This is a genomic window from Oceanimonas smirnovii ATCC BAA-899, from assembly GCF_000381965.1.
Classification (GTDB): Bacteria; Pseudomonadota; Gammaproteobacteria; order Enterobacterales; family Aeromonadaceae; genus Oceanimonas; species Oceanimonas smirnovii.
This window is the reverse complement of the sequence record NZ_KB908459.1, coordinates 181195-190576: the sequence shown is the minus strand read 5'-3', so window position 1 is coordinate 190576 and position 9382 is coordinate 181195. Positions and strand designations below refer to the sequence as shown.

8 protein-coding genes and 1 riboswitch are annotated in these 9382 nt (G+C 53.4%); of the genes, 4 read left to right on the top strand and 4 right to left on the bottom strand.

The genetic code is table 11. The features are described from left to right. The first annotated feature begins 516 nt into the window (after positions 1-516). Positions 517-984: an RNA recognition motif domain-containing protein gene (locus G364_RS0108985; protein WP_019934814.1), complete on the top strand. Its 468-nt coding sequence runs from the start codon at positions 517-519 to the stop codon at positions 982-984. Between the two features lie 11 nt (positions 985-995). Here G364_RS0108985 and murI read toward each other — a convergent pair whose 3' ends face one another. Together murI and G364_RS0108975 are read right to left on the bottom strand one after the other, a co-directional pair. Then, positions 996-1805: a glutamate racemase gene (gene murI / locus G364_RS16475; RefSeq protein WP_040614584.1), complete on the bottom strand. Its 810-nt coding sequence runs from the start codon at positions 1803-1805 to the stop codon at positions 996-998. A 192-nt stretch (positions 1806-1997) separates the two neighbouring features. After that, the gene (locus tag G364_RS0108975) at positions 1998-3815 is read right to left on the bottom strand and encodes a TonB-dependent receptor domain-containing protein (protein WP_019934812.1); all 1818 of its coding nucleotides are present in this window, start codon (positions 3813-3815) and stop codon (positions 1998-2000) included. A 34-nt stretch (positions 3816-3849) separates the two neighbouring features. Beyond that, a riboswitch (cobalamin riboswitch) is annotated at positions 3850-4046 on the bottom strand. A gap of 175 nt (positions 4047-4221) precedes the next feature. Here G364_RS0108975 and G364_RS0108970 point away from each other — a divergent pair. From G364_RS0108970 to trmA, 3 genes are all read left to right on the top strand, one after another. Beyond that, entirely contained in the window at positions 4222-5562 is a 1341-nt protein-coding gene (locus G364_RS0108970) for a sulfite oxidase (RefSeq protein WP_019934811.1), read from the top strand. An 11-nt stretch (positions 5563-5573) separates the two neighbouring features. Continuing rightward, complete coding sequence (locus G364_RS0108965; protein WP_019934810.1) at positions 5574-5939, top strand: hypothetical protein; 366 nt, start codon at positions 5574-5576, stop codon at positions 5937-5939. Positions 5940-6072: 133 nt separating this feature from the next. Further along, positions 6073-7164 carry a tRNA (uridine(54)-C5)-methyltransferase TrmA gene (gene trmA, locus G364_RS0108960; protein WP_019934809.1) on the top strand — a complete coding sequence of 364 codons (1092 nt, stop codon included), beginning with the start codon at positions 6073-6075 and terminating at the stop codon, positions 7162-7164. Positions 7165-7235: 71 nt separating this feature from the next. Here the strand turns inward: trmA and G364_RS0108955 are convergent, their stop codons facing one another. Together G364_RS0108955 and G364_RS16865 are read right to left on the bottom strand one after the other, a co-directional pair. After that, positions 7236-8480, bottom strand: a complete 1245-nt coding sequence (locus tag G364_RS0108955; protein ID WP_019934808.1) for a malic enzyme-like NAD(P)-binding protein — start codon at positions 8478-8480, stop codon at positions 7236-7238. Between the two features lie 120 nt (positions 8481-8600). After that, positions 8601-9335, bottom strand: coding sequence for a thermonuclease family protein (locus tag G364_RS16865; RefSeq protein WP_019934807.1), 735 nt, complete (start codon positions 9333-9335; stop codon positions 8601-8603). Between the last annotated feature and the right edge of the window lie 47 nt (positions 9336-9382).

The following is a 9382-nucleotide window of genomic DNA, read 5'->3' as shown; positions in this document are numbered from 1 at the left end:
ACTTCACAAATCATTGAAAAACAATATTTTTTGTTTCTCAATCGACTGCGAGTGCCCACACAGTTTGCTTGATAAATTGTTAAAGAGCGTTGACCGCTTTCGCTGGTCAGGGCTGCGTATTCTACGCAACTCTTGGTGTTCGTCAAGCGTTGAATCAAACTTTATTTTGTTGTCTTTCAACGTTTGTGACCGTAGGCCGCTTGCCCCGTGTCAGTGGATGCGCATTATAGGGAGCCGCGATTTTTGCGCAAGGGCTTTTTTGACAAAAAACGGGGTTTCAGCACCGAACGCTTATTAACCCAGCAAAACCACATGTTAACCACAGAGTTATACACAGATCACAGCTGACCACTCATTACTTAGCGCAATATTTGAGCATAACGATATTGAATACTGGTAAGAGATCACGTTTGTTTAAAGGAAACTTGATGCTATCGAGGTCGAAGAGCCCGAATGAAGCTATGCTGTGAAGGCCGTATGCCTTTTTTCTTTTATCTACATGAGACTTTTTTATCAATGAAGCTATTCCAGCACTCTCTTGTTGTTCAATCTGCGCTACTCGCTCTTACCACAGCCGTCACCGGTGGCATTCTGATCGTGCTGTTTACTGCATCCTATAGCAGTGGTCTTTGGTTTGCCCTGGGTGTCGTAGCCGGAGGTATTGCTGTTTCCTGGCTGGTGCGGGCTCCCTCCATTACCGGAGAAACTGCAGCTACCATCACTCTTTATGTGGGCAACCTGCCCTATCGTGCCAACGAAGCTGCAGTGCGCAGCTTGTTTGAACAGTATGGCCATGTAGTATCGGTCAGGCTGATGAAAGACAGAAATACCGGCAAGCGACGGGGCTTTGGTTTTGTGGAGATGCCTGAGCACGCAGCTCTGGAGGCCAAAGAAGCATTAAACGATACTGAATTTCAGCAGCGTACGCTTAAGGTAAGAGAAGCAAACGAGAAAAAGGAAGACGAAAGTGATAGCAGCCTCTGACCTCTGAGGCTTCAGACACAGAACTCACTGATGAGTGTGAATCCTTCCTTGGCAAAGGCCAGGCTCTGAGCCTTGGCCTTTGCCGTTAGTTCAGTGCAATACACTCGCCCCGAAAGCTGTTGAGTCTGCTCTGTTATTCTTTTTGCTGTAAAGGGTTGCAGTAACAGACTCGATACTCTGCGGGCGATAGCCTCTCCTGAATCGATAAGATGGACTTTGGGCAGACATTGACTTAGCTCATTGGCAAGCAGTGGAAAGTGGGTACACCCCAGCACCAGCGCATCAGGCTTATCGTCTCCCCGCCAGGGAGTAAGAATGCGGACAAGATGACTGATATTAACGGTTTCACCTGCCAGCTTGTCTTCTGCCATTCTTACCAGCTCGGTAGTGCCCAGCATGGATATTTGCATATCGGCAGCAAAGCACTGCACCAACTCGGCAGTATAGCGGCGGGAAACCGTGCCCGGTGTGGCCAGCAGGCCGATATGTTTGAGTCCTTTTGAACGACAGTATTCAGCAGCGGGTTTAATGGCCGGCACCACACCAACAACAGGTATGTGCAGTTGTTCGCGCAGCGCCGGTAGCACATAGGTACTGGCGGTATTGCAGGCGATGATCACAATATCGATATGGTGACGTGCCACAAACACAGTGAGCAGCTCCAGCACACGCTCTACCAGGCGCGCTTCATCCAGCTCGCCATAAGGAAAACAGGCATTGTCGAACAGATAGAAGTACTGATGTGCCGGTAATGCCCGGTGTACTTCCCGGTAGACGGAAAGGCCACCCATGCCGGAGTCGAAGATAAGAATGTTTGCCACTGACTGCCCTCGCTGTGCAAGGGCGACATAATAACGCCAACGGCTGAAAAAGAAAAAAAGCCGGCGCGAAGGCCGGCTGAAGCACAAAGTTGTCTGCGCGCTCATGGTAGAGTCGGATAAAGGGGCAACTTCATCCTCCTTGCTGGTTACCTCACTACCGGTAGCAAAACAGAGGCCTGCGCTGCTACAAGATCAGAAGCGGTAATCCGCACCGACATAGAACTCCAGATCGGGGGCATCGTAGCCACTGACCACCTGGTAATCCTTGTCGAACAGGTTGTTGATTTTGCCGTTCAGGGTCAGGTTTTGGGTCAACGGGTAGCGGGCACCGATATTCCAGATGGTGTAGGAAGGGGTATACACCAGGCCTTTCATAAAGTCTGCATCGTATGTTTGACGATCACTTACATACAGCACCTGTGCGAACAGGTTGGTATTGGCTACATCAATATCACCGGTCCAGCTGAACTTGCGCTTGGCGCGGTTAAGCAGCTGTGCAGCAGTTTTAATATCTTTGGCATCGGTATATTCATAACTGACGGAATGGTGCAGCGGCCCGGTGCTGGCATTCACTGTAAGCTCCAATCCTCTTATTAAAGCATCGGTGTTTTCTGCAGAGTTGGTGGCCACATAAAATGGAGCAGGATAAATAATCAGGTTATCAATTTCGTTACGATATAAGTTCAGCTGCCAATCCAGCACTTTATAATCACCGGAAAAACCCAGCTCCCAGTTATTTGACTTCTCTGGTGCCAGGTCTGGATTACCACCCCAGCTGCTGTACAAGTCACCAAAGGTCGGTGCCCTGAACGCGGTGCCGTAACTTAACGTGGCTTTGTGCTGTTCAGGTAACTGAAGCGACAACGCACTCTGCCAGGTGCCATGAGTACCAAACTGTTCGTTGTCATCTATCCGGCCGGTCAGCTCCAGGGTAAGCGGTGACCAGGTATGATAGGCGGAAATAAAGACGCCTGTGTTATCACGGTCTGGCGCAGTAAAACTTGTGCTTCTGGACAACAACCTATCCTGCTGCCAATCCATGCCTGCCAATGTGTAACCTTGGTCGGAATAACGATACTGCACCAGACCATCGAGACGGGTTGTTGCTGTGCTGCTGTTACTGTACGACGCTGAATTACGTCCGTCTGCTTTTACCCAGCTCTCTAGCTCATGCTCGCCATAACTGGCATTCAGCTGGCCAACTAACTGTTCATCCTGATATGCCAATCCGGCATCAAATTGATAGGTCTGGGTATTACTGGTATCGGGACCAAAACCACCATTGTCGTAATCCGTCTTGTTCTCCCAGCCATTAACGTTGGCATTCAGCGTCCAGCTCTGATCCAGCTGGTGCTCAACACCCAGTGTCAGATTTTTGCTGGAAAATCCATCCCGATCCGGCTCGTTATTGTCAGGAATAATATCGTAACCCCGGGTTTCCCGATAACCGGTGGCCAGCTGCAGCCGGGTGGCATCGGTGACCCACTGGTTAACCGACACATCGGCGGCATAGTAGTCGTTACTGCCGGTGGTCACGCCCACACTAATATCATTCACTTTAGAAGTGGTAATGATATTGACCACACCGCCAATGGCACGGGAGCCATAGATGGCGGCACGAGGACCACGAATATATTCAATGCGCTGAACGTTGCTCACCGGCAACTGGCTGAAGTCGACGTTCGAGTTCACCATCTGCGCCATGGGGCGACCGTTGAGTAACACCAGTACATGATCAGACTCGGTGCCACGCACAAACAGGCTGCTGAGCTGACCAATACCGCCGCTTTGGGAGCCAAATTGCATACCTGGCAGGGTTTCCAGCAAGTCAATCAGAGAACGAGGCTGGCGGCGTTCGATGTCGGCCCTGGTAATCACTTCCACCGGAGCCAGGGCACTGGTGAGCGGCTGCTCTGCCCGGTTGTAGATGGTAATAGAGGTAGGTTCAGATGAATTCTGGGCACAGGCGGCCCATGGCAGCAGAGCGGCTGCCAACAATTTCTTAGACATTCTTTTCCCTAGTTCGCGTAGTGAGGCCTGCGGCCTTGTGACTCTCTCTTTGGCAGGTTTTCGGACTTGAGAGCTCGGGCGGCAGCCCACCTACGGCGACGGCTTCCCACCTTGCGGCAGTGCCTGGAATCTTCCGTGTCGCTTTCGTTCCCTCTTACCGCTGCGCGCCAGTTCCGGATTTGCACCGGATTCCCGTTTACGCCTGTCGGCACCAAAGCGCGGGCATTATAAAGGTTAACTGAAGATATATGCATGATTTTTGAGAAAAAACGCAAAAACTGACTCATTGTGAAATATGAGCCGGCTCTCAATTACTTAAAATTAACATATATTTAACTTTGCAGTTTTTGATAGGCTGCCGTTTTAAGCTTATCGGCAGTGCCGAATGCAACAGGGAGAGAACCTTATGGCCAGCGATTCCAACAACAGCAAGCAGCCCACCCACAAGGGCATTCATGAGCTTTACAATGAAGATTCCATCAAAGCCGATAAGCAGCTCTGGGGCCGTGAGAGCGACCCCGGCAGCCGGCGGGGATTTTTAAAACGCAGCGGCCTGCTGGCCATGGCTACCGCCATTGGAGCCAGCATTCCCTTTGCCAGAAATATGCCGGCGGGGCTGATACCGGCCGCTTTTGCCCAGTCCGACGAGCCTTTTTCACTGCCCGGCAAAGAAGGGCTGACCATTCTTAACGACAGGCCCATTAACGCCGAAACCCCGCCTCATTTGCTGGACGACGAAATCACACCAGCCAAGCATATGTTTGTGCGCAATAACGGCCTGGTGCCTAATATAGAAACGCTGGACCCGGCCCAATGGACGCTGGAAATCGCCGGTGAGTCCTGCGAGAACCCCACTACTTTTACCATTGCCGAGCTGAAAGAAAAGTTTGAGCATCACAGCTATCAGCTGACGGTGGAATGCGGCGGTAACGGCCGCAGTGAATATGTACCGGCGGCCAGCGGCAACCAGTGGACGACCGGTGCCGTGGCCAGCCCCAAATTTACCGGGGTGCGGCTGCGGGACGTACTGGAAGCCTGCGGCATCAAAAAAGACGCCGTTTATATTGGTTATTACGGCGGCGACCTTCACCCCAGCGGCGAGCCGGGCAAAGAGGCCATCTCCCGGGGCGTGCCCATGTCCAAGGCACTGGAAGACGAAACCCTGATCGCCTGGGCCATGAACGATGAAGACATTCCGGTGCTAAATGGCCACCCATTGCGGCTGGTATGCGGGGGCTGGCCGGCCTCCACCTCGGGCAAGTGGCTGAAGAAAATCGTTATTCGTAACCGAGTGCACGACGGCAACAAAATGGCGGCACCGTCTTACAGCGTGCCCAAATATGCAGTGGCACCGGGCACTCAGGTGCCGAACGAAGACATGGAGATCATTCACTCCATGCCGGTGAAATCGCTGATCACCTTTCCCAAAACCGGCATCAGCCACGAGTTGGGTCAACCGCTGCAGGTGCGGGGCCATGCCTGGGCCGGCGATCTGGAAGTGACCGAGCTGCATGTGTCCATCGACTTTGGTGCCACCTGGCATAAAGCCGAACTACGCAAACCCGCCAACCGGCTGGCCTGGCAGCACTGGCACAGCGAGCTGAGCTTTCCCGAAAAAGGCTACTACGAGATCTGGGCCAAGGCAGTAGACAGTGAAGGCAAGGCTCAGCCCATGGTGGTGCCGGGCTGGAACCCCAAGGGCTATCTCAATAACGCCTGCCATCGCATTGCGGTGCAAATCGTTTAATGGAGGTATGCATGATACGCACTGCTGCACTGGCATTGCTGCTGGGCCTGACAACGGCACCCGCCCTGGCTGCCGAGCAGGATCCACAAACCGGCTTGATTATCGCTCCCGGCTGGGAGACGGTACGCAATAACTGCACCGCCTGCCATTCCGCCAAACTGGTCACCCAGAACAGTGGCAGCCGGGAACACTGGCTGTCACTGATCCGCTGGATGCAGGAAAAACAGGGGCTGTGGACCTTTGATGCCCAGACCGAGGAGACCATTCTTGCCTATCTAAGCAGCGCCTACGGCCCCAAAGAAGGTGCCCGACGGCCACCGCTGCGGGCGGATCAATTGCCGGAAAACCCCTACCGAAAGCCGGCCAGCACAGAGTAACTCTACTATTCGGCGGGAGCGGAGCAGCGCTCCTGCCTTTACCCGCCTTAAATGCCCACGCTCCGCTCTGGTCAACTGGACAAATTCACTACAAGCCGTAGAATTTGCGCTCCGTTTTAAAGTGAGGCGAATAATGAGCACCCAAGACAGCTACCAGACTCAACTGGATGAAAAAGCCGCCCGGCTGGAGCAGATTTTCGCTCCCTTTACCCCTCCCCGTCTGGAAGTGTTTGCCTCCGACCCCAAGCATTACCGCATGCGCGCCGAGTTTCGTGTGTGGCATGAGGGAGACGATCTCTATTACATCATGTTTGATCAGGCCACCCGGGAAAAATACCGGGTGGAGCAGTTTCCGGCCGCCTCTGCGCTCATCAACACCGCCATGCCGCTGCTGCTGGAAGCCCTGCGCCCCAGCCCTGTGCTGCGCCGCAAGCTGTTTCAGGTAGACTTTTTGTCTTCCCTCAGCAACGAGCTGGTGATCAGCCTGCTCTATCATCGCCAGCTGGGTGAAGACTGGCAGGCGGAAGTGACAAACCTGCGCGCCTGGCTGAAAGAAAGAGGCATCAGCGCCCACATTATTGGCCGGGCTAAAAAGCAGAAACTGGTGCACGACTGTGATTATGTGCTGGAGCGGCTGAACGTGTCCGGCCAGGAGCTGATTTATCAGCAGGTGGAGAACAGCTTTACTCAGCCCAATGGCCGCATGAACGAAAACATGCTGAGCTGGGCGCTAGACGTGACTCAGAATGCCAGCGGTGATCTGCTGGAGCTGTATTGCGGCAACGGCAATTTCTCATTGGCCCTGGCAAAAAACTTTCGCCGGGTGCTGGCAACGGAAATTTCCAGCTCTTCGGTCAAGTCAGCCCAGTACAATATTGCTGCCAACGCCATCGATAACGTCACCATACTGCGTATGTCGGCGGAAGAGTTTACTCAGGCCATGCGCGGCGTGCGCGAGTTTCGCCGGTTAAAAGGCGTGGATCTGCCAAGCTATGAGTGCAATACCATACTGGTGGACCCGCCCCGGGCCGGGCTGGATGAAGACACGGTAAAGCTGGTTCAGGATTACGACAATATCGTTTATATCTCCTGTAATCCGGACACCCTGCGCCAGAACCTGGAAACCCTGAGCCAGACTCACCACATCAGCCGTTTTGCGCTGTTTGATCAGTTCCCCTACACCCATCATATGGAAGCCGGTGTGTATCTGACGCGCCGAAAGTGAATAGTGATGAGTGAAGACGTGAAATAAAAAAGGGGAGCCGAAGCTCCCCTTTTTGCTGCTTAGACTGAAGCTCAGTCCAGCATGTAGTTTTCCGGCAGGGCGATGCGGGCAACACCTGATTCCACGGCGGCCACGGCCACAGCGCGGGCTACGCGAGGCAGCAGGCGCGGATCCATCGGCTTCGGAATCACATAGTCTTTACCGAATTCCAGAGAGTCGTAACCGGAAGCAGTCAGCACTTCCTGAGGTACCGGCTCTTTGGCCAGAGAGCGAATGGCGTCTACGGCAGCCACTTTCATCTCGTCGTTGATCCGGGTGGCACGCACGTCCAGAGCACCGCGGAAGATAAAGGGGAAGCACAGCACATTGTTCACCTGGTTGGGGAAGTCGGAACGACCGGTACCCATCACCAGATCGGAACGAGTGGCGTGAGCCAGCTCGGGCTTGATTTCCGGATCCGGGTTGGAGCAGGCGAAGATAACCGGGTTCGGAGCCATCAGCTTGACGGCTTCAGCCGGCAGTACGTCGGGGCCGGACACGCCTACAAATACGTCGGCGTCGGTGATCACGTCTTCCAGAGTACGCTTGTCGGTGTTGTTGGCAAACAACGCCTTGTACTCGTTCAGATCGTCACGGCGAGTGTGAATAACGCCGTTGCGGTCCAGCATGTAGATGTTTTCACGCTGAGCGCCGCACTTGATCAGCAGCTCCATACAGGCAACGGCGGCAGCACCGGCACCCATACATACGATGTGCGCATCGGCAATGTCCTTACCCTGCACTTCCAGCGAGTTGATCAGACCCGCAGCAGTAACAATGGCGGTGCCGTGCTGGTCGTCATGGAATACGGGCACATTACAGCGCTCGATCAGCTCTTTTTCAATTTCAAAGCATTCAGGTGCCTTGATGTCTTCCAGGTTGATGCCGCCAAAGGTATCAGCGATGGCTTCAACGGTCTGAATAAATTCTTCGGTGGTGCGATGCTTGACTTCGATATCCACGGAGTCGAGGCCGGCGAAACGTTTGAACAGCAGCGCCTTGCCTTCCATTACCGGCTTGGAAGCCAGCGGGCCCAGGTTGCCCAGACCCAGAATGGCAGTACCGTTAGAGATAACCGCTACCAGGTTGCCTTTGGCAGTGTACTTGTAGGCATTTTCCGGATCGGCAGCGATTTCGCGCACCGGCTCGGCTACACCCGGGCTGTAAGCCAGGGCCAGATCTTTGGCGGTTTCCGCCGGCTTGCTGATTTCAACGGAGATTTTGCCCGGCTTGGGGAAAGCATGATAGTCGAGCGCTTTTTGACGGAAGTCGGTCATTTTGCGAGTACCCTGATGCGATTGTAGACATTTGTTTGATTACACTGTGAACAAGTTTATCACAATGTTTATACAATGTGATATTAATCAACTTTTTTCACCTTGCCCAGTCTGATCCACTTATTTTTCTCGGTAAAACTGCCAGGGCTGGTTAAGCCACAGTTGCCAGCCGGCCTTCTGTTTGCGCGGTTCGCCCCTCACAAAAAGCCGGTCTCCGGGGGTTAACCGGGCCAGCTGACCGCGCCATATGGCCGGCAGCCGCCTGCCTGAATGCAGCGTTAATCCGCTACGACTGATCAGTGTTATCTTGTCATGGCGAACGTGCACACTTTGCACCGTAACCAGCAAATGCTGCCAACGACGATTTACAGGCGTTGCCGGCAAGGCTCGTGACCAGATGCCACGGTTATGCCGGCGGGCTTGTTGCTCGGCCGCCAAGAGACAGCGCCAGTATTTGTGGTTGGGCTCAAACAGCATCAACTCACCCAATCCGGCTGCCAGCATGCTTTTTACCAGCAATTGTCCGCTATTTGTCAGTGGATAAGCCAAAAGGCGACCGTAATCATCACGCCTTTTTACTGCAAAAACCAGTTTCATTTGAATCTTTTCTGGTAATTTATTACTCAGCCATCGATGTGCTTTCTCTGCACCGGGTTCAGGTGCCAGACGTCCGTTTTTGTATAATTCCGGTGTGTCTATTCCCACCAGACGAATACGCCGGCCATCTGCAAGATATACAGTATCTCCGTCTATTACTTTTTTAACATTTGCAATTTCATACTTGGAGAATTGCGGGCAGGAGGCCTGAAGGCCAAAGGGTAATAAAAGCAGAAAAAACAGGGCGGGAACCAGCATGGCAGCACACCACAGGCAGGCAAGTCTGATTAACCATGGTGGAAATG